This window comes from Gordonia sp. BP-119, from assembly GCF_016924115.1.
Classification (GTDB): domain Bacteria; phylum Actinomycetota; class Actinomycetes; order Mycobacteriales; family Mycobacteriaceae; genus Gordonia; species Gordonia hongkongensis.
Map to the genome: position 1 here is coordinate 23,268 of NZ_JAFFZF010000032.1, position 22,176 is coordinate 45,443.

At 69.6% G+C, this 22,176-nt stretch carries 20 protein-coding genes; 12 read left to right on the forward strand and 8 right to left on the reverse strand.

Annotation, left to right across the window (positions count from 1 at the left end; translation table 11 throughout):
- Positions 1-9 precede the first annotated feature (9 nt).
- On the reverse strand, positions 10-462 hold the full coding sequence (locus JW364_RS17450; RefSeq protein ID WP_065629570.1) for a DUF3151 domain-containing protein: 453 nt from the start codon (positions 460-462) through the stop codon (positions 10-12).
- 379 nt (positions 463-841) lie between these two features.
- Between JW364_RS17450 and JW364_RS17455 the strand changes: the two genes are divergently transcribed.
- Both JW364_RS17455 and JW364_RS17460 read left to right on the forward strand, forming a co-directional pair.
- Complete coding sequence (locus JW364_RS17455) at positions 842-2,620, forward strand: hypothetical protein (protein WP_205333906.1); 1,779 nt, start codon at positions 842-844, stop codon at positions 2,618-2,620.
- On the forward strand, positions 2,617-2,907 hold the full coding sequence (locus JW364_RS17460; RefSeq protein WP_240199238.1) for a hypothetical protein: 291 nt from the start codon (positions 2,617-2,619) through the stop codon (positions 2,905-2,907). Before JW364_RS17455 ends, JW364_RS17460 begins: the two co-directional genes overlap by 4 nt.
- Positions 2,908-2,997: 90 nt before the next feature.
- Here JW364_RS17460 and fbaA read toward each other — a convergent pair whose 3' ends face one another.
- Positions 2,998-4,035, reverse strand: coding sequence for a class II fructose-bisphosphate aldolase (fbaA, locus tag JW364_RS17465; protein WP_205333907.1), 1,038 nt, complete (start codon positions 4,033-4,035; stop codon positions 2,998-3,000).
- Between the two features lie 227 nt (positions 4,036-4,262).
- Here fbaA and JW364_RS17470 point away from each other — a divergent pair, with 227 nt between their 5' ends.
- A complete protein-coding gene (locus tag JW364_RS17470; protein ID WP_137809978.1) occupies positions 4,263-4,997 on the forward strand; it encodes a VTT domain-containing protein in 735 nt (244 codons plus the stop codon).
- A gap of 119 nt (positions 4,998-5,116) precedes the next feature.
- On the opposite strand, the gene JW364_RS17475 is transcribed toward JW364_RS17470, so the two are convergent.
- Genes JW364_RS17475 through JW364_RS17500 form a run of 6 tightly spaced genes read right to left on the reverse strand, consistent with a single transcriptional unit; the run spans position 5,117 to position 10,040 of the window.
- The gene (locus JW364_RS17475) at positions 5,117-5,818 is read right to left on the reverse strand and encodes an RNA methyltransferase (RefSeq protein WP_078112752.1); all 702 of its coding nucleotides are present in this window, start codon (positions 5,816-5,818) and stop codon (positions 5,117-5,119) included.
- Positions 5,811-6,389 (reverse strand): orotate phosphoribosyltransferase, encoded by a 579-nt coding sequence (gene pyrE / locus JW364_RS17480; protein ID WP_068971819.1) that lies wholly within the window; start codon positions 6,387-6,389, stop codon positions 5,811-5,813. The genes JW364_RS17475 and pyrE overlap by 8 nt, the downstream gene beginning before the upstream one ends.
- A 38-nt stretch (positions 6,390-6,427) precedes the next feature.
- Complete coding sequence (locus JW364_RS17485; protein WP_205333908.1) at positions 6,428-7,339, reverse strand: hypothetical protein; 912 nt, start codon at positions 7,337-7,339, stop codon at positions 6,428-6,430.
- A 37-nt stretch (positions 7,340-7,376) separates the two neighbouring features.
- Positions 7,377-8,378 (reverse strand): D-2-hydroxyacid dehydrogenase, encoded by a 1,002-nt coding sequence (locus JW364_RS17490; RefSeq protein ID WP_165629632.1) that lies wholly within the window; start codon positions 8,376-8,378, stop codon positions 7,377-7,379.
- A complete protein-coding gene (locus tag JW364_RS17495; protein WP_101819762.1) occupies positions 8,375-9,052 on the reverse strand; it encodes a YoaK family protein in 678 nt (225 codons plus the stop codon). The genes JW364_RS17490 and JW364_RS17495 overlap by 4 nt, the downstream gene beginning before the upstream one ends.
- Position 9,053: 1 nt before the next feature.
- Positions 9,054-10,040, reverse strand: a complete 987-nt coding sequence (locus JW364_RS17500; protein ID WP_205333909.1) for an Lrp/AsnC family transcriptional regulator — start codon at positions 10,038-10,040, stop codon at positions 9,054-9,056.
- A gap of 134 nt (positions 10,041-10,174) precedes the next feature.
- Here JW364_RS17500 and JW364_RS24550 point away from each other — a divergent pair, with 134 nt between their 5' ends.
- From JW364_RS24550 to JW364_RS17545, 9 genes are all read left to right on the forward strand, one after another.
- Entirely contained in the window at positions 10,175-11,284 is a 1,110-nt protein-coding gene (locus JW364_RS24550; RefSeq protein ID WP_205333910.1) for an NAD/NADP-dependent octopine/nopaline dehydrogenase family protein, read from the forward strand.
- Positions 11,281-12,270: a 3-hydroxybutyryl-CoA dehydrogenase gene (locus JW364_RS17510; RefSeq protein WP_165629628.1), complete on the forward strand. Its 990-nt coding sequence runs from the start codon at positions 11,281-11,283 to the stop codon at positions 12,268-12,270. The genes JW364_RS24550 and JW364_RS17510 overlap by 4 nt, the downstream gene beginning before the upstream one ends.
- Positions 12,271-12,474: 204 nt before the next feature.
- On the forward strand, positions 12,475-13,836 hold the full coding sequence (locus JW364_RS17515; RefSeq protein ID WP_205333911.1) for an MFS transporter: 1,362 nt from the start codon (positions 12,475-12,477) through the stop codon (positions 13,834-13,836).
- A gap of 75 nt (positions 13,837-13,911) precedes the next feature.
- The gene (locus JW364_RS17520) at positions 13,912-14,517 is read left to right on the forward strand and encodes a DJ-1/PfpI family protein (RefSeq protein WP_205333912.1); all 606 of its coding nucleotides are present in this window, start codon (positions 13,912-13,914) and stop codon (positions 14,515-14,517) included.
- A complete protein-coding gene (locus tag JW364_RS17525; RefSeq protein WP_078112678.1) occupies positions 14,514-14,960 on the forward strand; it encodes a MarR family winged helix-turn-helix transcriptional regulator in 447 nt (148 codons plus the stop codon). The genes JW364_RS17520 and JW364_RS17525 overlap by 4 nt, the downstream gene beginning before the upstream one ends.
- 45 nt (positions 14,961-15,005) lie before the next feature.
- On the forward strand, positions 15,006-16,328 hold the full coding sequence (locus JW364_RS17530; RefSeq protein ID WP_078112679.1) for an aspartate aminotransferase family protein: 1,323 nt from the start codon (positions 15,006-15,008) through the stop codon (positions 16,326-16,328).
- 20 nt (positions 16,329-16,348) lie between these two features.
- Entirely contained in the window at positions 16,349-19,333 is a 2,985-nt protein-coding gene (locus JW364_RS17535) for an FAD-binding and (Fe-S)-binding domain-containing protein (RefSeq protein WP_078112680.1), read from the forward strand.
- Positions 19,330-20,838, forward strand: a complete 1,509-nt coding sequence (locus tag JW364_RS17540) for an NAD-dependent succinate-semialdehyde dehydrogenase (protein ID WP_058249841.1) — start codon at positions 19,330-19,332, stop codon at positions 20,836-20,838. Before JW364_RS17535 ends, JW364_RS17540 begins: the two co-directional genes overlap by 4 nt.
- Before the next feature lie 45 nt (positions 20,839-20,883).
- Positions 20,884-22,077, forward strand: a complete 1,194-nt coding sequence (locus JW364_RS17545) for a M24 family metallopeptidase (RefSeq protein WP_058249840.1) — start codon at positions 20,884-20,886, stop codon at positions 22,075-22,077.
- The last annotated feature ends 99 nt before the right edge of the window (positions 22,078-22,176 follow it).

Sequence of the window (22,176 nt, forward strand, 5' to 3'; positions counted from 1 at the left end):
TCGGTGCGCTCACACGAGTCCGAGTTCGGCGGCCGCGCGCGGGTCGCTGTCGTTGAGCAGGTCGAGGCAGCGCAGGTGCTCGTCCTCCTCGCCGATCAATTCGGCGGCCCGGGCCAATGCCCCGACGCAGCGGAGGAAGCCGCGGTTGGGTTCGTGACTCCACGGCACCGGCCCGAAACCCTTCCAACCGTGGCGTCGGAGCTGGTCGAGGCCGCGGTGGTAACCGGTCCGGGCGTAGGCATAGGCCGCGATGACCGCGGCGGTGTCGATGTCGTCGCCGGCGGAGGCCGTCTTCGACGACTCGAGAGCCGCCTCGGCCAGGTAGGCCCAGGCGATCGAGGCGGTCGGGTGTGCGGCTGCGACCGCGGCCGGCGCGGCGCCGTTGAGCAGGTCCGATTCGGCGTCGTCGTCCCCGGTGAGCAGAACGGGTTGCGGGCCGAGTAGATCTCCGAAAGACGTCATGTCCTCTATTCAAGCACCGCCTGCGGACTCCGACGCCGTTCGCTCGCGGCGGCCGGCGCCCATTCGATCAAATGCCCTAGTGCTGGACCGCCGGGCCGTTCGCTAGGGTGAATGGCGCAATCGGTCCTGCTGCCCGCCGCTGAACGGCGACGCCGGGCGGCCGGGCCGTAGTCGTGCACGGGCGAGATGCGGGGTGATTCAGTCGATGGCGCGATCCGACAGGCCGAGAGCCGCTGTCACCAAGGCACTGTCGACGCTCAAGCAGGTGCGGGACGAGCGCCGGGCTCGTCAGACGGACACGCGGCCGACCCCCGATACTGTTCCGACCGGCACCGACGCCGCTCCACCCAGCACCAGCAGAGAGGGTCACGAGCCACCCGTGGACGATCCCACCGAGAACGAGACCGCCGACGACACGGCCGCCCCGACCGAGGCGACCCCAGCGGAGTCCACGACAGACGCGTCCACGTCCGAGGAGACCACCACGCGCAAGGCAGCGACCGACAAGGACGCGACGGACAAGGACGCGCCGGACAAGGATGCGAAGCAGCCCGCGGCACCCACCCCGAGAGGTGGGCGTGGGATCGACGGCGCCACCCAGATCATCAACCGCGACAACCTCCCGTCCGCCGAGGACCTCGAAGACCTGGACGACATCGACCCGCTCAGCGAGGCGCCCGACACCGCGGAGACCGTGTCGACCGAGCCCGACGACGCCGAGGCCGCCCCGCCGGCACCGGCCCGGCTCGGCCCGAGCGACTCCGCGACCACCGTCATCCGTCGCTCGGACCTCCCGGACGCCGCCGAGCTCGAGGACCTCGACGACATCGACCCGACGGCCCCGGAGCCCGAGGCAGCGTCCGCCGGAGAAGAGAGCGCCGACTCCACGACCGAGGGTTCTGACGCCAAGGCCGCGTCCACCGAGTCCGGCTCCGCACCCGAACCTGAGTCGGACCAGGACACCGGTGCGGACGCCGAACCGGTGCTCGCCGACGACGGCACGGACCCGTCGACGGGCACCGCGGTCAGCGCCGGTGTCGCCGCGGCGGGCGCTGCGGCCGTGGCAGCCGGAACGACTCGTGACTCCGACGACGAGGCCGAGTCCGAGTCCGTGGATACCGACGTGGCGCCAGACGAGGCAGCGACGGACGAGGCGGCAGCAGACGAGGCAGAGGCGCACCAGGACCCCGTAGCCGACTCGGACGCCGAGAACGAGCCGGCCGCAGCCGAGGCCGAGGGCGTCGAGGCAGAGGGCGTCGAGACCGAACCAGCACCGGCGGAGCCGGTCGCGGAACAGCCTGCCCCGGACGAGACCCCCGCGGACGCGGCGACAGCAGACGACTCGACCGCAGACGACTCGGCCGTGACGGAGGTCGACTCGCCGACCGAGACCGATGCTGCCGCCGACGCTGACGCCGACGCCGACTCCCCCACCGAGGCGATCGCCGTCCCGACCGGCGAGGACACCGACGCCACCGAGCCGGACACCACCGACACCGACAACGAGGACGACGACTCCGGTTCGGGCGCGGCGACGGCCGTCATCCCGGCGGCAGCAGCGGCATCGGCCGCCGCCAAAGCCCGGACCGAGACCGACGCTCCGGCCGACGACGACGCGCGGACGGCCCCGGAGCCGGCCGTGGCCGCGTCGACCGCCGGATGGACGACCACCGACCGCGAGCCCCAGGTCATCCCGGGCAGCGGCCCCAAGGCACCGCGGAAGAAGCGTGGCAAGGGTCTGCTGATCGCCGCGGCGGCGATCGTGGTGGCCATCGTGGCCGTCGTCGGCGGCATCTTCGCCTACAGCAGCCTGCAGGCACCTGCGCCGGCCGACGAAGCCGCGACCGTGGCCATGGACTACACCACCGCGCTCTACGAGGGCGACCTCGGGACCCTGCGATCGGTCACCTGCGGTGAACTCAATGCGTTCTACAGCGACTTCGACGACGCCGCCTATCAGCGGACCTACGAAGCGCAGCGGGCCCGCAACGAGCTCGTTCAGACGCAGTCGATCAACGCGGTCCGGGTCGTCGAGGGCGGCGATCAGGCCGTCGTCGAAGTCGTCGCGGTGCACACCAACGCTCCGGACCAGCCCGAAACCGTCACGCTGAACCTGCAGCGCGACGGCGACGACTGGAAGGTGTGCAACCCCACGTGACGAGCGGACACCGGCCGGGCCCGCCGCCCGGACCGGGTGGCCGCTCCACGCCGGGTTTCTACACCCCGCCGTCCCGTCCGGTGGCACCCGCCGCATCGGCGCCGCGGCCGCGTCCCGCCGCGGACAACCGTCTCGGGGAGAACCGGGTACCGAACACCCGGATCCGGCCCTATCCGGTCGAACCGCCGCGGCGATCGCGGTCGCGTGTCGACCCGGCCGTCGTGATCGCGGCGCTCGTGATGATCGCTCTCGCGGGTGCGGTCGTCGTCGGACTCGCCATCACCTGAACCCGGCCGCCGCGGGGACCGGGCCTTCCAAGCCTGAAAACAGTTCTGCCCGCACCCTTTTCAGGGTGCGGGCAGAATGCTGTGCGTCCGTCAGGCGGTCAGGGACTTGCCGTTGGACTTGAGGTCGTTGCACGCCTCGACGACGCGCTCGCTCATGCTGGTCTCGGCCTTCTTGGACCAGCTACGCGGGTCGTAGACCTTCTTGTTGCCGACGTCGCCGTCGACCTTCAGCACACCGTCGTAGTTGCTGAACATGTGGCCGGCGACCGGGCGACTGTAGGCGTACTGCGTGTCGGTGTCGACGTTCATCTTCACGACGCCGTAGCTCAGGGCCTCGTCGATCTCGCTCTTCAGCGAGCCCGAACCGCCGTGGAACACGAAGTCGAAGGGCTTGGCGGCGTCGCCGAGGCCGAGCTTCTTGGCCGCGACCTCCTGGCCGGTGTTGAGGACGTCGGGACGCAGCTTGACGTTGCCCGGCTTGTAGACGCCGTGCACGTTGCCGAAGGTTGCCGCGAGCAGGTAGCGGTTGCCGGAGTCGCTGGCACCGAGCGCCTCGATCGTCTTCTCGAAGTCCTCGGGGGTGGTGAACAACTTGTCGTTGATCTCGTTCTCGACGCCGTCTTCCTCGCCGCCGACCACGCCGATCTCGATCTCCAGGATGATGTTGGCCGCTCCCGCCTTGGCCAGCAGTTCTTTGGCGATCTCCAGGTTCTCGTCGAGCGGTACGGCGCTGCCGTCCCACATGTGCGACTGGAAAAGCGGGTTGCGACCGGCGCCGACGCGCTCCTGTGAGATCTGCAGCAGCGGCCGGACGTAGGTGTCGAGCTTGTCCTTGGGGCAGTGATCGGTGTGCAGACCGATCAGGACGTCGTATTTGGCCGCGACGACGTGCGCGAACTCGGCGAGGGCGACCGCTCCGGTCACCATGTCCTTGACACCCTGGCCGGACCCGAACTCGGCGCCACCGGTCGAGAACTGGATGATCCCGTCACTGCCGGCATCGGCGAAACCCTTGATCGCGGCGTTGATCGTCGACGACGAGGTGCAGTTGATCGCGGGGAATGCGTAACCGCCCTTCTTCGCCTTGTCGAACATCTCGGCGTACTGCTCCGGGGTTGCAATGGGCATCGACGAATCCTCCAGGGTGTTGATGTGCTCTGGTGTTCGGGTTCTCTCGCCGTCGACTGATGTTTCGGTGGCGAGCAGCCGGACTTCCCGCGGCCGGACTTCTCCCAGTATGGCAGGTGCCACATCGCCCGGCGCGGGCACCATTCGTGCCCGGACCTGCTGGAAAACAGCGGTGGCGGACCCGTGAGATTCTGTCCTCGACGGACGCGCAGGTACTCTGGCTCCCCGTGATCGACTCCGCACTTGCCACCACGACCACCAACCTGGCGCTGCTACCGGGATTCCTGGATCCGGTGAACCTGCTGAATTCGTTCGGCACGTGGATGCTGGCCGGTCTGCTGCTGGTCGTGTTCATCGAGTCGGGTCTGCTCTTCCCGCTGCTCCCCGGCGACTCGCTGCTCTTCACCGCGGGCCTCATCGTCGCGGCGAAGTCGGCGGAGATCGAGCCCTTCGCCCCGCTGTGGGTGCTGCTCGTCCTGATCCCCATCGCGGCGTTCCTGGGCGACCAGGTCGGCTACTGGATCGGTAAGAAGGCGGGGTACTCGCTGTTCCGGCCGGACGCGAAGATCCTGAAGCAGGTCTACATCGAGGAAGCGCACGAGTTCTTCGAGAAGCACGGCCCGGTGACGATCATCCTCGCGCGCTTCGTCCCGATCGTGCGCACCTATGCGCCGCTCGTCGCCGGCGCCGCGAAGATGCGGTACCCGATCTTCCTCACGTACAACATCGTCGGCGCGATCGCCTGGGGTGCGGGTGTCACCCTGCTCGGCTACTTCCTGGGCCAGATCGAGTTCATCCGCGACAACATCGACTACATCTTCCTGTTCATCGTCTTCATCTCGGTGCTGCCGATCATCTCCGAGATCGTCAAGCGCATCCTGCGCTCGCGGAAGAAGGTCGTCGAGGAGGAGCCCCTCCCCGCCTCCGACGAGGCCAACAACTCCGCCCCTCCCGCCAACTGAGTCCCGTCACCACGCCTACCCCCGCTGGTTGAGCCGGCCCCGAGCGAAGCCGCCGGGCCGAGCAAGCGACGAAGGAGCGCGTCGAGGTCGAGGCGCCGAGTCGAAGCCACTCGCGCCCGTCACCACGCGGCGTCTAGGTCCGCGTGCTGCCGCACCCATGCGTGCATGGCGATCCCGGCCGCGACGCCCGCGTTGATACTGCGCGTCGAACCGAATTGCGCAATCGACACGGTGAGGTCGGCCGCGCGCTGCGCGTCGTCACTGACCCCCGGACCCTCCTGCCCGAAGACCAGCACGCAGTCGCGCGGTAGATCCGCCGTCTCGAGCGGCAGGGCTCCCGGCGTGTTGTCGACCGCCACCACGGTCAGTCCCTCGTCACGAGCCCAGTCGATGAGATCTGCCACCGTCTCGTGGTGCATCAGGTGCTGATAGCGGTCGGTCACCATCGCTCCGCGACGATTCCACCGACGTCGTCCGACGATGTGGACGGCGGCCACCGCGAAGGCGTTGGCGGTGCGCACCACGGTGCCGATGTTGGCGTCGTGGGCGAAGTTCTCGATGGCGACGTGCAGCGGATGTCGTCGGGCATCGATGTCGGCGACGATCGCCTCGCGCGACCAGTACCGATAGGCGTCGGCGACGTTGCGGGTGTCGCCGTGGGCGAGCAACTCGGCGTCGAGGCGCGGGTCGGCGGGTACGGGTTGATCGGGATGTTCGTCGGCCCAGGGCCCGACTCCCACGGCCGGCCCGGTCTGCCATTCGGTGGGACCGGGTACCGCGCCGGTCTCGTCGGCGGAGCCCGCCGGGCCGGCCTCAGGCAAGCCCGAGGTCGCCGAGATCGAGGAGCGAGCGGTACGGCACGCCTAGACCGGTGATGACCGCGTCCGCGCCGGTCGCGCGGTCGACGACAGTGGCCACCCCGACGACGTTGCCGCCGATACCGCGGACGGCTTCGACAGCCGTGGACGGTGAGGCGCCGGTCGTGCTGGTGTCCTCGACGACGAGCACGTCGCGGCCGACGATGTCGGGACCCTCGATCTGGCGTTGCATGCCGTGTGCCTTGGCGGCCTTCCGGACGACGAAGGCGTCGATCGGCCTCCCGTCGGCGTGCATGATCGACGTCGCCACCGGGTCCGCGCCGAGGGTGAGGCCGCCCACGGCGACGTAGTCCCAGTCCGCGGTCAGTTCCCGCATCAACCGGCCGATGAGGCGGGAGGCCTCGTGGTGCAGCGTCGCGCGGCGCAGGTCGACGTAGTAGTCGGCCTCCTTGCCCGACGACAGCGTCACCTTGCCGTGGACCACGGCGAGGTCGCGGACGAGCTCGGCGAGCCGCGCCTTCGCGGTCGGGTCGACCTGCGGGGTCTCGGCGGGAACCGGGGCGGACGAGGACATGCGGCTTCCCTCTCGGTCGAACATGGAGCGTTTCGCGATCAGTTGCGGTGCCGGTTGGGCCGCTCGCCGGTGTCGCGGCGGGGTGCGTCGTCGGAGGTCCCGGCGGACCCGCGGACGGGCATCGGCGACATCCGGCGGCCCCCGGTTGAAGGGGCCGGGGGCTTGCGGGCCGCAGCCGGGCTCTCGGGATCTCCGGACGCGCCGGTCTGGGACGCCGCTGCCGTCGGGGTGCCGGCGGCCTGTCGACGGCGCTTGTCGCGGAGGGATTCGGTCTTCTCGTCGGCGAGCTCGGCCCGCGTGGGTCCGTGCGGGTCGCGCGGATCGGGTGAATCCTCCGGCTCTCGCATCGGCGGCAGCACCCGGAGGAGATCGGCGAACCGGCGGACGACCTCCAGGCCGGTGTTCAGCTTGGCCGGGTCGTTGGTCACCGGCATCGAGCCGAGCGCCCAGTTGCCCTCGTTCCACAGGACCTCGACGAACGCGGGCGCCTTGTTGGCGAGGGCCACCATGCGGCGGTCGCAGACCCGGCGGGCGACGTCGAGGTTGTTCGAGAACATGACGCGCGGGCCCATCGCGCCCAGCAGTTCCACGTCTTCCTCCGCGGGCGCGAGGACGTCCTCGTGCCGGAGGTCGACGACGACGTGCGAGGGCGAGGAGCGTCGGACGGCGATCACGGTCGCGGTCTCGGACAGGTCGAAGACCACGGCCTCCACCCCGGCGTAGTGGCCGTAGGCGACGTCCTGGACCGGGATGTGGTCGCCGACGTTCATCGTGGCGCGCCGAAAGACCTTGCGCAGCTTGGTGTCCGACTCGCGGAACTTGAACTCGTGCTCATCGCCCCAGACCGCACGCTGGTGCCGTGCGACGCTCGACCGCTGGCGGTCGAGCCACAACAGGACACCCGCACCCAGTAGGGCCACGGCGGCGATCAGGAAATAGACGGTGGTCATCGCGCTACAGCCTACTATCGGCGGGCCCGCGGTGAGGTCATCCGCCTACCCGGATGTACCCGCGTTCCTTGTCGACGACGTTGACCAGCATCTCGGCCGGGTCCGCGGTACCCGCCGCGACGTAGCGCCGCAGGTTGTCGAGGACCTGCTCGGCCAGCGCCTCGCGCCATCCGACGGCATCTCCGCTCATGTGCGCCGAGATCGCGACCCCGGGCAGATCCCAGAGCGCGCTGTCGGCGGGCAGCGGCTCGGTCACGAAGACGTCGAGGGTGGCCGCACCGAGGTGGCCCGAGCGGAGCGACTCGACGAGGGCCGCCTCGTCGACGAGTTCGCCGCGGCCGACGTTGACGAGGTGGGCGCCGGGTTTCATCGCCGCCAGCACCGTCGCGTCGATCATCCCGGCGGTCTGCTCGGTCAGCGGCGCGATCGCGACGACCGTGTCGAATCCGCCGACCTGTGCGGCGAGATCGTCGGTGGCCACGACATGCCCGAAGTCCGGATCCGAGTCGCGAGCGGTCCGACCCGCCCCGACCACCCGGACACCCACGGCGCGAAGCAGTTTCGCGATCGCGCGGCCGATCCCGCCGGTCCCGATGACCAGGGCGGAGGTGCGGTGGGTCGCCACGGTCTCGCGGTGTCGCCATTCATGATCGCGCTGCAGCGCCATCGATTCGTGTAAACCCTTGTGCCGCGCGAGGACTGCGGCGAGGACGAACTCCGCGATCGGCCGGTCGAAGACGCCGTGGGCGTTGGTCACCACGACGTCGGAGGCCCGTAGCCCGTCGAAGAGCAACGAGTCGACGCCCGCCGCACACACATGAACCCAGCGCAACGATGCCGTGGCCTCGCCCCAGTGGTCGGCGAGGCCACGGGAGAAGAAGTCCCACAACACGAGAACGTCCGCACCCGGCAGGGCCGCGCCGAGATCGTCGGCCGTGCAGAGCCGTACCGTCGCGAGCTCCTCGAGCTCGGCGAGGTTCCCCGGCGGGGGATCGTCGGGCGAGATCAGCAGGGCGACCACGGGCGCGTGTGGGGTCATGACCCCACCGTAGGTGACGGGTCGGTGCGTTCGTCGATGACGAAGAGCAGCAGCGTCACCGCGAGGAAACCCGCCGGCACCCAGGCGGCGCGGCCACCCATCACCTGGGTGCAGACCGCCCCGACGAGTGCGCCGCCGGCGAACACCCCGACCACGCGGCCGTAGACCGTGAGGGCCTTGCGCGCGTCCGGTGCCCGGTCGACGGTGACGCCGTACCCGGCCTCCACGAGGCGCATCAGATTCCCGGTCGTGGCCACCGCGATGTAGTTGAGATCGCCGATGTTGCGGAACAACTCGATCTGCATGGCGGTGATGAACGAGATGGGGATGGTGACGAACGAGTGCGGGACGGAGGTGGGGACGAAGCCGATCACGACGAGGATGCTCACCTGGAGCGCCATCGTCACGCGGATCGGGTACACGAGGAGATGGTCGAAGCGGCCGGCCTTCACGTGCACCGCCAGCACGACGCCGACGAGGAACGCGAGGATCGGCCAGAGATGACCCGAGGCCTGATACCAGTGCTGCTCCGACAGATTCAACGCGAGCAGGATGACGTTCCCGGTCTGGGCGTTGGCGAACACCCCGCCCCGGGACAGATACGTGTAGCTGTCGAGGAAGCCACAGGCCGCGGTGATCAGCAGGGCGAAGCGCAGCGAGGTCGACGTGGTCATCTCACAGCACCACCGGGATCGAACCGGTCCGGCACCCCGACCGGTCGAGCAGCGAACCCAGTCGCTTCGGGGTCTCCAGCGTGACCGAGCGGTCGGCGACGACGAGTCCCGGCACCCGGCTCTCGAGCTGCTGCTCGAACTCGGACAGTTCGCCGACGGTGTGCAACCAGACAGCCATCAGGATGTTCGCGGTACCGGTGACCTCACAGCAGACCCGTACCTGGGGCAGTTCGTCGAGCGCGTCGACGAGCGCCGCGATCGACCTCGACGACGCCCGCGCCCACACGTTCGCCGTGACGGGCCATCCGCTGATCACGTGCGACACCTCGCATCTGATCGACAGGACGCGTTCGGCGACGAGTGCGGTCAGCCGACGCCGAACGGTCGGCGCGCTCAGACCACTCGCGGTCGCCAGATCGACCGCCGAACGCCGGCCGTCCTGCGCCAGGGCGGCGATGAGTCGCAGATCCATCTCATCGGGTTCGTGCGCCAGCGGGCGGTGCTCGGGTCGGTGCTCGGCGAGTACCGACTCGTCGGCGTCGGACAGTGTGTGCACCCGCCAGCGTTCGCTCTCGCCGAAGACTCGCATCACCACCCTCGTCCGGGTCCGGGCGACCCCCTCGACGTCGGCGAGTCGCTGCACCCAGTCGCCGAGGAAGCCGAGATCCGGGACCATCACGGTCAGCAGCAGGTCGCCGTCGCCCGCGGTGCGCTGGATGGTGGCCACGTGCCGGTCCGCCGACAACCGCTCGACGAGCGCCGCACGCCGTGACGAGGTCTGGACCTCGACGAACGCGCTGCAGCGGGTGTTCAGGTACGCGGCCCCGGGGTAGGTCACGATCCAGGCGAGACCGCTGTCGACGAGCCGCTCCCAGCGTCGGGCCGCGGTCGCCGCGCTCACGCCCACGACGTCGCCGACGACGCCCCACGGCGCCCTCGGCGCGACCTGCAGAGCGTGAACGATCTGATAATCGAGGTCGTCCGGCACGCAACAATCCTGCATCACGAGGTGAACTTTTTTCGGTTTCGGCAGACGCCGGGACAGTCCGCGGCAGCGCTCCTACGTTTCCTCCCAACACCCCAGTGGCCGGTCGAGCGGCCCGAGATCGAGGAGGACGATTCGTGAAGGTCTGCGTCATCGGCGGAGGTCACGGCTCTTATGCGGCCGCGGCCGAGCTCAGCGAGAAGGACCACCATGTCACCTGGTGGCGACGGGACGGCGCAGCGTTCTCGTCCCTGGTCGAGCGCGGCACGCTCGAGATCGACGACCACCGCGGCCGGCGGCAGATCGGCGTCGACGGCGGAGCGGGCGGCGGGATCTCGATCGTCGCCGACCTCGCCGAGGCGGTGTCCAACGCCGAGGTCATCGTCGCGCCGGTCCCGGCGTTCGCCCACGAGTCGCTCGCGCGGCAGCTCGCCCCGCACCTGCGCGACGGCCAGGTCGTCTACCTGCCGCCGGGCAGCTTCGGGTCGTTCGTGTTCGCGCGGGCGGTGCGCGTGGCCGGCAATCCCGCGGACGTCGCGTTCGCCGAGACCGGGACCCTGCCCTACCTCGCACGCAAGCACGGCGACACCCGGGTCGTCGTCAGCGGGTACGCCACCCGTCTGCCCACCGGAGTGTTCCCGGCCCGGCACACCGATCGGGCGCTGGCGGTCCTCGGTGAGGTCTATCCCGCCGTCGAACGCAGCGAGGACGCCCTCAGCGGCGCGCTCATGAACGCCGGCCCGATCATCCACCCGCCGCTGATCCTGATGAATGCCGGTCCGCTGGAACACTTCCCGTCGTGGGACATCCACAACGAGGGCACCCAGGACGCCATCCGGCGGGTCACCTCCGCGCTCGACGCCGAGCGCATCGCGGTCCGGGAGGCGCTCGGCTACGGCGCACCGCACTTCCCGCTCGCCGACCACTACACCGCCGACGGCGACGAGTGGATGTACGGCAACGCCGCCCACGAGAAGCTCACCGACAGCGGCGACTGGCGCGAGAACATCGACCTGCACACCCACCGCTACATGACCGAGGATGTCGAGATCGGGCTGGCGCTGCTGAGCTCGGTGGGGCGGTGGGCGGCGGTACCGACGCCGGTGGCCGACGGCCTGCTCGCCCTCGCCGGCGCGGTCACCGGCCGTCCGGCCGCAACCGGCGGCCGGACCCTGGAGAATCTGGGACTGGCCGACCTCGACCGGTCCGGCATGCAGGCACTGCTCCACGACGGACCGGCGCAGTGACGGGTCGCCACGTCGCCGTCGTCGGCGCCGGCCGGATGGGTCAGGGCATCGCCGCCGCGCTGGCCTTCGGGAACGTGTCGGTGACGGTCGTCGACCTCCGCGACCGCGGTGCCGACGCCGCGGCCTACCTCGACGGGGTTCGCACCGCGGTCCGTCAGGCACTGGCGCACAAGGTCACTCTCGGCCTGCTGGCGGTCGAGGACCTCGACGACGTCGCGGCGCTGGTCACCGTCGTCGGCGAGGTCGACGCCCTGGGTCCGATGGCCGGCGCCGATCTGGTGTTCGAGGCGGTACCCGAGGTCGCCGAGATCAAGCGCGACGCGCTCACGTGGATCGAGGCGATGGTCGGCGACACCGTCCCCATCGCGTCGACCACCTCGAGCTTCCTCGTCGACGAGCTCGCCGGGGCGTTGTCGGCCCCGGAGCGATTCCTCAACGCGCACTGGCTGAATCCGGCTGACCTCATGCCCCTCGTCGAGGTCGCGCCGGGCACCGCCACCGGCCGCGGGGTCGTCGACGCCACCCGCGACCTGCTCGTCGCGGTCGGCAAGGTACCCGTGGTGTGCGCCCCGTCGCCCGGGTACATCGTGCCCCGGCTGCAGGCGCTCGTGATGAACGAGGCGGCCCGGATGGTCGACGAGGGGGTGGCCAGCGCCGAGGACATCGACACCGCGGTGCGCATCGGATTCGGCTCGCGCTTCGCGGTTCTCGGCCTGCTCGAGTTCATCGACTGGGGTGGTTGCGACACCTTGTTCCACGCGTCGAACTACCTGCGTGGTGAACTCGGCGAGCGGTTCGCGCCCGCCCCGCTGGTCGAGTCCAACATGACCTCCGGGCGTCGTGGAATATCCGACGGCGCAGGCTTTTACGAGTTCGACCCGGCCACCGTGGCCGACTACCGCGCACAGCGGATCGCCGACTTCGCCCGCGTACTCGACGCGGTCGGGCGTCTCGCCCGCCACGAGGAGTTCAGCACGGCCGACTGACGGATCGGGAGACGACCTCACCCGCCACCGGACCCGGTTCCGGTGGCGCGGTGAAGCGTGCCCGAACGCGGCCAATAGCTCGGCGCGGTAAAGCTTTTCCCGATTCCCCCCGCCTCGCGGGTTCGACACAATCGATCCATCCACGAGTACAGCCAACGAACGACGGCCTCGAGGGTCCGTTCGCCCACCGATGAGGAGTGATCCGTGGTAACTCTCGACAATTCTGCACCACCCGACCCCTCGGCCACCGGCACCGGCCGGCCGCGCCGGGAACGGACCACCCGCGTCGCCGTCGCGTCCGGTGTCGGCACGATCATGGAGTTCTACGACTTCGCGATCTACGGCACCGCGACGGCACTGGTCTTCAACAAGATCTTCTTCAACGTCGACGATCCCTGGTTCGGCACCTTCCTGGGCTTCGCGACCTTCGCGGTCGGCTTCGTGATGGCGCCGATCGGCGCCCTGATCTTCGGACACTTCGGGGACAAATTCGGTCGACGCAAGGCGCTGACCGCCGCCTTCCTGCTCATGGGCGGATCGACCCTGGCCATGGGCGTCCTCCCCGACTACCAGGCCATCGGGATCGTGGCACCGATCATCCTGGTCTTCCTGCGCATGGTGCACGGCATCTCGCGCGGCGGTGAGATCGGCGGCGCCGCCCTGCTCGCCGCCGAACACGCGCCGACGCACCGGCGCGGTCTGTACGGCTGCTTCGTCACCCTCGGTTCGCCGGTCGGCGGCATCCTGGCCAACCTGTCGTTCGCCCTCGTCCTGCTGTTGCCGATGGAACAAGTCCTGGCCTGGGGCTGGCGGATCCCGTTCCTCATCGGCGGTGTCGTGCTGGCGATCGGGGTGTGGACCCGGTCCCGCGTCAGCGAGACTCCGGACTTCGTCGAGTCCAAGCAGGCCGAGGAGAAGTCGCCGCCGGCCTTCGCCGTGCTCCGCCAGAACTGGCGTCGCGTCGCGCTGGCCGCCGGTATCAACGTCGGACAGAACTGTTACGCCTTCCTGCTGTTCACGTTCATGCTCTCCTTCCTGACCGAGACCGATCCGGGACGCGGCTTCGACCGGTCCCCGGTGGTCTTCGGCAGCACGCTGGCGCTCGCCTGCCACGCCGCGACGGTCGTGCTGGGCAGCTACCTGTCCGACCGGCTGGGCCGCAAGACGGTGATCGGCTTCGGGATGATCACGTCGCTGCTGTTCGCTCCGATCCTGTTCTCCGTCACCGCATCCGGGTCGTTGGCCGCCTGCATCACGGTCATCTCCATCGGCTTCGCACTGACCGGGTTCGTCTATGGTCCGATGCTCACCACCTTCGCCGAGCTGTTCCCGATCACGCAGCGCTACAGCGGCATCGGGATCGGTTTCCAGGTCGGCGCGGTGCTGGGCGGCGGCCTGGCGCCGATGATCGCGAACCGGATCGTCAGCGCCACCGGCAGCGTGATCCCCGTCGGCTTCTATGCGGCGGCCCTGATGGCGATCAGCCTCTGCTGCCTGATGGTCATCCGCGAGACGGCTCCCGCGCTCGCCGGGCGACCCGCGTTGCGACAACGTCTGCGCAGCTGACCTCGCGGGCCAACTATTGACAGCATCCTGTCATTAATGACAGGATGCTGTCAATAGTCGTCCGAAGGAGGCACCATGAAGACCGTCCATCTCGCCCTGTACTCGACGCTCGCCGATTGGGAGTTCGGGTACGTCGCGTCCGGCATCAACAATCCCGAGTACCAGGCCGAGCCGGGAACGTTCCGGATCGTGACCGTCGGCGCGACGACCGAGCCGGTCCGCACCATCGGCGGGGTCACGATGGTCCCCGACACGACGCTCGACGAGATCACGCCCGACGACAGCGCGATGCTCGTCCTGCCCGGCGCCCAGATCTGGGAGACCAACGACGCCTTCGTCGACGCCGCGCGGCGCTGGTCCGAAGCCGGCACCCCGGTTGCCGGGATCTGTGGCGCGACAATGGGTCTCGCGCGGGCCGGACTACTCGACGACCGACGCCACACCAGCAACGCGCCGGAGCAGTTGTCGCCCACCGGTTATGCCGGTGCCGCCCACTACGTCGACGCCCCCGCCGTCACCGATCGCGGCGTCATCACCGCGGCGGCGATCGCCCCGATCGACTTCGCACGGGAGGTCTTCGCGCTGCTCGGCGTCTACACGCCGCCGGTGCTCGACGCCTGGTACCAGCTCTACGGCCACCAGGACCCCAGCGCCTTCTACGCGCTGGCCGGCAAGCAGTGAAAGACCCGCAAGACCTGCTGTCGGCGTCCGCGCTGACAGCGTTCCGGCTGAACGGGCAGTTCCTCGGCCTCGCCGAGCGTCTCGCCGAACCCGCCGGACTGACCGCCACGCGGTGGCAGGTGCTCGGCGCGGTGCTCGACGAACCGCTGCCGGTCGCGGGCATCGCACGGGCGATGGGGATCACGCGCCAGAGCGTGCAGCGCACCGCCGACCTCCTCGTCGCCGACGGACTGGCCGAGTACCGCGACAATCCGGCCCACCGTCGCGCCAAGCTCGTCTCTCCCACCGCGGCCGGCCTCGCGGCCGTCCGCGCGATCAACCCGGGACATCGCGCGGCGGCCATCCGGTTGGCGGCCGCACTCGACCCGGCCCGGTGGGAGCACGCCTTGACCGCACTCCGCGATCTCAGCGCCGCCCTGGACGAACTCGACGACCAGCGCTGATGTCTAATTGTTGACAATCGTACGATCGAGCGTCACCGTGTAGCCATGACTGCCGGCGTCGAGTCCCAGATCCACAGTTCCCAGGTCCGCACCGACCAGACCGCGTCGCTGAGCCCCGCCCTGAAACAGGCGACTCCCGTCGTCGTCGACACTGCGGCCGGTTCGTGGATCCGGGGCACCGACGGTCGCGACTACCTCGACTTCACCACCGGTATCGGCGTGACCAGTACCGGCCACTGCCACCCGCACGTCGTCGCGGCCGCGCAGGCGCAGTGCGCCAGGATCATCCACGCGCAGTACACCACCGTGATGCACACCCCGCTCCTCGAGCTCACCGCCCGACTCGGGGCGGTACTGCCCACGGGCCTCGACTCCGTCTTCTACGCGAACTCCGGTTCCGAAGCCGTGGAGGCCGCCGTCCGTCTCGCCCGGATGGCCACCGCGAAGCCCAACATCATCGTGTTCCAGGGCGGCTTTCACGGCCGGACCGTCGCCGCGGCCAGCCTGACGACCGCCGGAACCCGCTTCTCCGCCGGTTTTTCGCCTCTGATGAGCGGCGTGCACATGGCTCCGTTCCCCTACGCCTACCGCTACGGCTGGGACACCGACACCGCGGTCGACTTCGCACTCCGTGAACTCGACTACCTGCTGCAGTCGCGCGTCGCCCCCAACGACACCGCGGCCTTCCTCATCGAGCCGGTCCTGGGCGACGGCGGATACCTACCCACCCCGCCGCGCTTCCTGCAGGGTCTGCGCGAGCGCGCCGACCGCCACGGCATCCTCCTCGTCCTCGACGAGGTACAGGCGGGATTCGGTCGCACCGGCAGGTTCTGGGGTCACCAGCACGCGGCGGACCTGACCCCCGACATCCTCATCACCGCCAAGGGCCTGGCGTCGGGATTCCCGATCTCGGCGATCGCGGCGCCGACGGAACTGATGAGCAAGGCGTGGCCGGGGTCGCAGGGGGGCACGTACGGCGGCAACGCCGTCGCGGCCGCCGCCGCGATCGCGACCCTCGATGTGATCGAGTCAGAGGGCCTCGTCGAGAACGCGCGCGTCCGCGGTGAGCAGCTGCTCGCCGGTCTGCGGCAGGTGTGTGCACCGTTCCCGGGCGTCGGCGACGTCCGCGGGCTGGGGCTGATGGCCGGCATCGAGTTCATCACGACCGATGCCGCCGGGAACACGACGCCCGACGCGGCGGCCGCGCTCGCCGTTCAGCAGGCCAGCACCACCCAGGGGTTGCTCTCGCTCACGTGCGGGCCGTCGGCCAACGTAGTGCGCCTCATCCCCGCCCTGGTCGTCACCGCCGAGGAGATCGACCTCGGCGTCGCCCGCTTCGGTGCCGCGCTCGCCGCGGCCCTGGGCTAGACCTGACAGCCCGGTCTCACATGCCACGGGTGGACATCGCAGCCGAACTCACCGCTCTCGGTGTCGATGCGGACGCCTCGACACGTCGCCTGGCCGAATACTCCTACGACGCCTCCAATTACCGTGTCCCGCCCCTGGCGGTCACCTTCCCGCGCAGCGCCCGCGACGTCGCGACGGTGGTCGGGTGGTGTCATGACCACCGCGTCCCGGTGGTTCCCCGCGGCGGTGGGACCTCCATGGGCGGCAACGCGATCGGGCCCGGCGTCGTGCTTGACCTGTCCCGGCATCTCGACCACGTCCTGTCCGTCGACGCCGAATCCGCGACCGCGGTCGCGGGCGCCGGGATCGTCCTGACCACACTGGCCGCCGACGCACGAGCCGCCACCGGCGGCAGGCTCACCTTTGCGCCGGACCCGTCCTCGGCCTCGCGCGCGACCCTCGGCGGCGCGATCGGCAACGACGCCTGCGGCAATCACTCGGTTCGGTACGGCCGTACCAGCGACCACATCGTCGAACTGCACCTCGTCACCGCCGACGGCCTGATGCTCACCGCAACGCGTGACGGGCTCCGCGCCACCGAGGCCGCCGATGCCGCGGCAGCGGAGCGCGCGGCCGAGATCACCGCGTCGCTGCGGGAGCTGACCACCGCGAACCTCGCGATCCTGCGCACCCAGCTCGAGACCATCCCGCGGCAGGTCTCCGGCTACCATCTCGCGAAGCTGCTGCCGGAGAACGGTTTCGACGTGGCTCGCGCACTCGTCGGCAGCGAGGGGACCTGCGCGATCGTCGTGTCGGCACGCGTCACGCTGGTACCGGTCCCGACGTCTCAGCTCCTGCTGTGCGTCGGCTACCACTCCCCCGCCGACGCCGCCCGGGACGTACCGGCGATCCTTCCGTTCGCACCGTCGGCCATCGAGGGCATCGACCGCAAGATCGTCTCCACGATGGCGGCGCGGCGTGGCCACGACGCCGTCGCCGGCCTGCCCGACGGATCCGCGTGGTTGTTCATCGACGTCGACGAGGACAGCGCTGCCGCGCAATCCGAGTCGGATGTGCCGGCGACCGCCAAGCGGTTGCTCGACCACCTGCGCGCACAGGGACGGATGACCGACGCCACGGTGGTCGACGACCCCGCCCGCCGCCGGGCGCTGTGGCGGGTCCGCGAGGACGGCGCCGGTCTGTCGTCGCGCCTCGCCGACCCCGACGACGAGAGCATCGGCGCGGGCTACGAGTCGTGGCCCGGATGGGAGGACGCGGCCGTCGCACCCGAGCGCCTCGCCGACTACCTCGACGACTTCGCCGACCTACTCGACCGGCACGGCCTCACCGGCGTCATGTACGGCCACTTCGGCGCCGGGTGCATGCACGTGCGCATCACGTTCGACCTGCGCTCTCCCGAGGGGCGCGCGGTGATGGCACGCTTCTGCACCGAGGCCGCCGAACTCGTGGTGCGACACGGCGGTTCACTGTCCGGTGAACACGGCGACGGGCGGGCCCGGTCGGCGCTGCTGCCGCTCATGTACAGCCCGGCGATGATGTCGGCCTTCACCCGCTTCAAGGCGATCTGGGACCCACGCGGAATCCTCAACCCGGGCAGCATCGTCGATCCGCCCCCGATCACCGCCGACCTCGCCCTCGCCGACGTGCCGCGTCGCCACTGGCCCACCACCTTCGATCTGGGGCACGAACTCCCGCTCGTCGACCCGTTCGTCCACGCGGTGCAGGGATGCATCGGCGTCGGACGGTGCCGGGCGGATTCCGGCGGGGTGATGTGTCCGAGCTACAAGGCCACCCGCGACGAGAAGGACTCCACCCGCGGGCGGGCCCGTGTGCTGCAGGACATGGTCCGCACCGCGCCGAGCGTCGACGTGGGGTGGCGGTCCACCGACGTCGCGGAGGCGCTCGAACTCTGCCTGTCGTGCAAGGCGTGTTCCACCGACTGCCCGACCGGCGTCGACATGGCCACCTACAAGTCGGAGTTCCTCGACCACCACTATCGACGTCGGCTCCGCCCGCTGTCGCACTACTCCCTCGGCTGGATGCCCGCGTGGCTGTCGGCGGCGGGGCTCGCGGCACCGGTCCTCAACCGCGCACTGCGATCCAGGCTGAGCGGTCTCGCCGCGCGCGCCGGCGGACTCGACCCCCGGCGCACGATGCCCGCCTTTGCGACACGACGTGCGCGACGCACCCATCTCCGGCCACTCTCCCCGGTCGACGCGTCGTCCACGGTCGTGCTGTTCGTCGACTCCTTCACCCGCGCCTTCCGGCCGCAGGTGGCCACCGCGGTCGCCGAGATCCTCCGAGCCGCCGACCCCGTCGACCGTGCGTCGGATCCCGTCGACCGTGCATCAGCTTCCGTCGGCTGTGCGGCCGACAACTGCTGCGGTCTCACGTGGATCTCGACGGGACAGCTCGACCGCGCCCGAAAGGTGCTGCGCCGCACCGTCGCCGACCTCGACGACGGGACGGACCGACCGATCGTCGTTGTCGAACCCAGTTGCGCCGCGGCGCTCGCGAAGGACCTGCCCGAACTCGTGCCGACCGACGCCGCCCGTCGCGTGGCTGCACGCGTGCGAAGTTTCGCCGCCCATGTGCCCACTCTGCTCGATGCCGGCTGGCGACCACCACCACTGCCCGACGAGGTGACGTTGCAGACCCATTGCCACGAGTACGCGGTGTTCGGCGCCCGGGTCGGCATCACCGCCCTGGAGGCCCTGGGGGTCACCGTGCTCACCGCGGACGGTTGTTGTGGCGTGGCAGGCAACTTCGGTTTCGAGAAGGGTCACTACGAGGTGAGCATGGCCGTCGCCGAGAACGGACTCGCACCGGCGCTGCGGAACGCGCCGCAGCGGGCCGTCGTCACCGACGGGTTCAGCTGCGCGATGGCCGTCGAACACCTCGCCGCCGTCGACGACGCCCTCGCCCCCGCGCGCGTACGCGGAATCCATCTCGCCGAACTGCTCAGGGCATCACCCGATACCGATACTCCAGGAGTACAACCATGACGACCATCGCGCCCCAGACCGCTGCCGAAGCAGTGTCCCGCGTCCACACCGACCTGTTCGTCGACGGCGAGTGGGCTCCGGCCGCGTCGGGCAAGCGCTTCGACGTCGTGAACCCGGCCACGGAAGAGGTACTCGCCCAGGTGGCCGACGCCGACGCCGTAGACGCTCGGCGCGCGCTCGAGACCGCGGCCGCGCACCAGGCCGAGTGGGCCACGACCTCACCGCGGTTCCGCAGTGAGATCCTCTATCGCGCACATCAACTCATCATGACGCGCGCGGACGAGATCGCCGCGGCGATGACCGCGGAGATGGGCAAGCCCCTCGCTGAGGCCAAGGGCGAGGTCGCCTATGGCGCCGAGTTCTTCCGCTGGTTCGCCGAGGAAGCCGTGCGTATCGGTGGCGACTCCACCACCACCGGCGACGGATCGCACCGGGTCGTGGTGACCAGGCAGCCCGTCGGCCCGTGCATCCTCATCACGCCGTGGAACTTCCCGCTGGCCATGGCGACCCGCAAGATCGGGCCGGCCGTCGCGGCCGGTTGCACCATGGTCTTCAAGCCCGCCGAACTCACCCCGCTCACCTCCCTGCTGCTGGCCGACATCCTCGTCGAGGCCGGTCTGCCCGCGGGGGTGCTGAACATCGTCACGACCAGCGACCCGTCGACCGTCGTCACCGAGTGGATGGAGAGCGGACTCGCCCGCAAGGTCAGCTTCACCGGGTCGACCGAGGTCGGGAAACTACTCCTGCGTCAGGCGGCGGGCACGGTCATGCGGACGTCGATGGAGCTGGGCGGCAACGCGCCGTTCATCGTCTGCGCCGACGCGGACATCCCGCGGGCCGTCGACGGCCTGATGTTCGCCAAGATGCGCAACATCGGTCAGGCCTGCACGGCCGCCAATCGAGTCTTCGTGCACCGCAGCGTGATCGACGAGTTCACCGACGCCTTTGCCGCGAAGATGGCTGCGTTGCAGGTGGGTGATGGTGCGGCCGACGGTGTGCAGGTCGGCCCGCTCGTCGAATCGAAAGCCGTCGAGAAGGTCTCGGCGCTGGTGTCCGATGCCGTGGCCAAAGGCGCCACGGTCGTCTGCGGGGGCGAGAACCCGGACGGCCCGGGCTTCTTCTATCCGCCGACCGTCCTGACCGACGTCGGGCTCGACGCGGATCTCACTCGTACCGAGATCTTTGGGCCCGTCGCCGCGATCATCCCGTTCGGAAACGCCGACGACGCGGACGATCCCGCGGCCGACGACGAGGTCATCGCACTGGCCAACGACACCCCGTGGGGGTTGGTCAGCTACTTGTTCAGCCAGGACGTCGACCGCTGCGCCAGACTGTCGGCCGCGCTGGAAACCGGTATGGTCGGGGTCAACACCGGCGCCGTGTCCAATCCCGCAGCCCCGTTCGGGGGCGTCAAGGAATCGGGACTCGGCCGCGAGGGCGGACGCGTGGGCATCGAGGAATTCCTCGACATGAAGTACACCGCCACGCCGATTCCCCGTCGCTGACAGGGGTTCCGTTATCCATCCCGTTCAGACAGGAGCGAGAAGACCATGTACCTGGGTGCTCAGCTGTTCACCGACAGCGAGTACGAACAGCGCCTGACACGGGTCCGCGAACTCATGGACCGTCAGGGGCTCTCGGCCATCATCGTCACCGATCCAGCGAACATCTTCTATCTGATCGGCTACAACGCGTGGTCGTTCTACACCCCGCAGATGCTGTTCGTGCCGATCGACGGAGAGATGATCTTCTACGCTCGCGAGATGGATGCGCATGGCGCACATCGCACGTCGTGGTTGCCTGCCGACCAGATCGTCGGCTACCCGGAGAGTTACGTGCAGCGCCCACATCTGCACCCGTTCGACTGGGTCGCCTGGTCACTGCGACAGCGCCACCAGATCGCACCGGCGTCCAAGGCCGGCTCGGTGGGGCTGGAGATGGACTCGCATTTCTTCTCTCCCAAAGCCTATCGGGCGCTGTTCAACGCGATCCCGGAGTGGAAACTCGTCGACAACTTCGAACTCGTCAACTGGGTGCGGTCGGTGAAGTCCGACGCCGAGATTCAGCTGATGCGGCAAGCCGGGATGGTGTGCTCGGAGGCCATGCGCGCCGCCATCGACACCATCGACATCGGGGTCCGGCAATGCGATGCGGCCGCGGCCATCTCGCAGGCGCAGATCACGGGCACCCCGGAGTACGGCGGCGACTACCCGGCGATCGTCCCGATGATGCCCACCGGCGCGGCGGCCGACACCCCGCACCTCACATGGCACCAGGGCACTTTCGTCGAGGACGAGGCGGTCGTCATCGAATTGACCGGTGCACACAACCGATATCACTGTCCGCTCGCCCGGACGGTGTCCCTCGGCACCCCGAGCAAGGACCTCGACTACGTCGCCAAGGCAACCGCCGAGGGCCTGAACAACGTGCTGGAGGCCATCAAGCCGGGTGTGGCCACGCGCGAACTCGCCTCGACGTGGAACTGGACGCTCGCGAAGTACGGCCTCGAGAAGCCCTCGCGTTTGGGCTATTCGATCGGCATCGGCTACCCGCCCGACTGGGGTGAGCGCACGATCAGCATCCGCAGCGAGGACGAGTCGGTACTGGAGACCAACATGACCTTCCACATCGTCTGCGGAATGTGGATGGACAACTACGGTTTCGAGCTGTCCGAGTCGGTTCGGGTCAGCCCGACCGGCGTCGAATGCTTCACCGACTTCCCGCGCGAACTGATCCAGAAGTAGCCACACAACCTGATCGACACCAGCACGACGACCACACAATCTGATCCCTGAGGTGCGAGGAGCGCAAGCGACGAGCCACGAAGGGCTGCCGAGACGAGG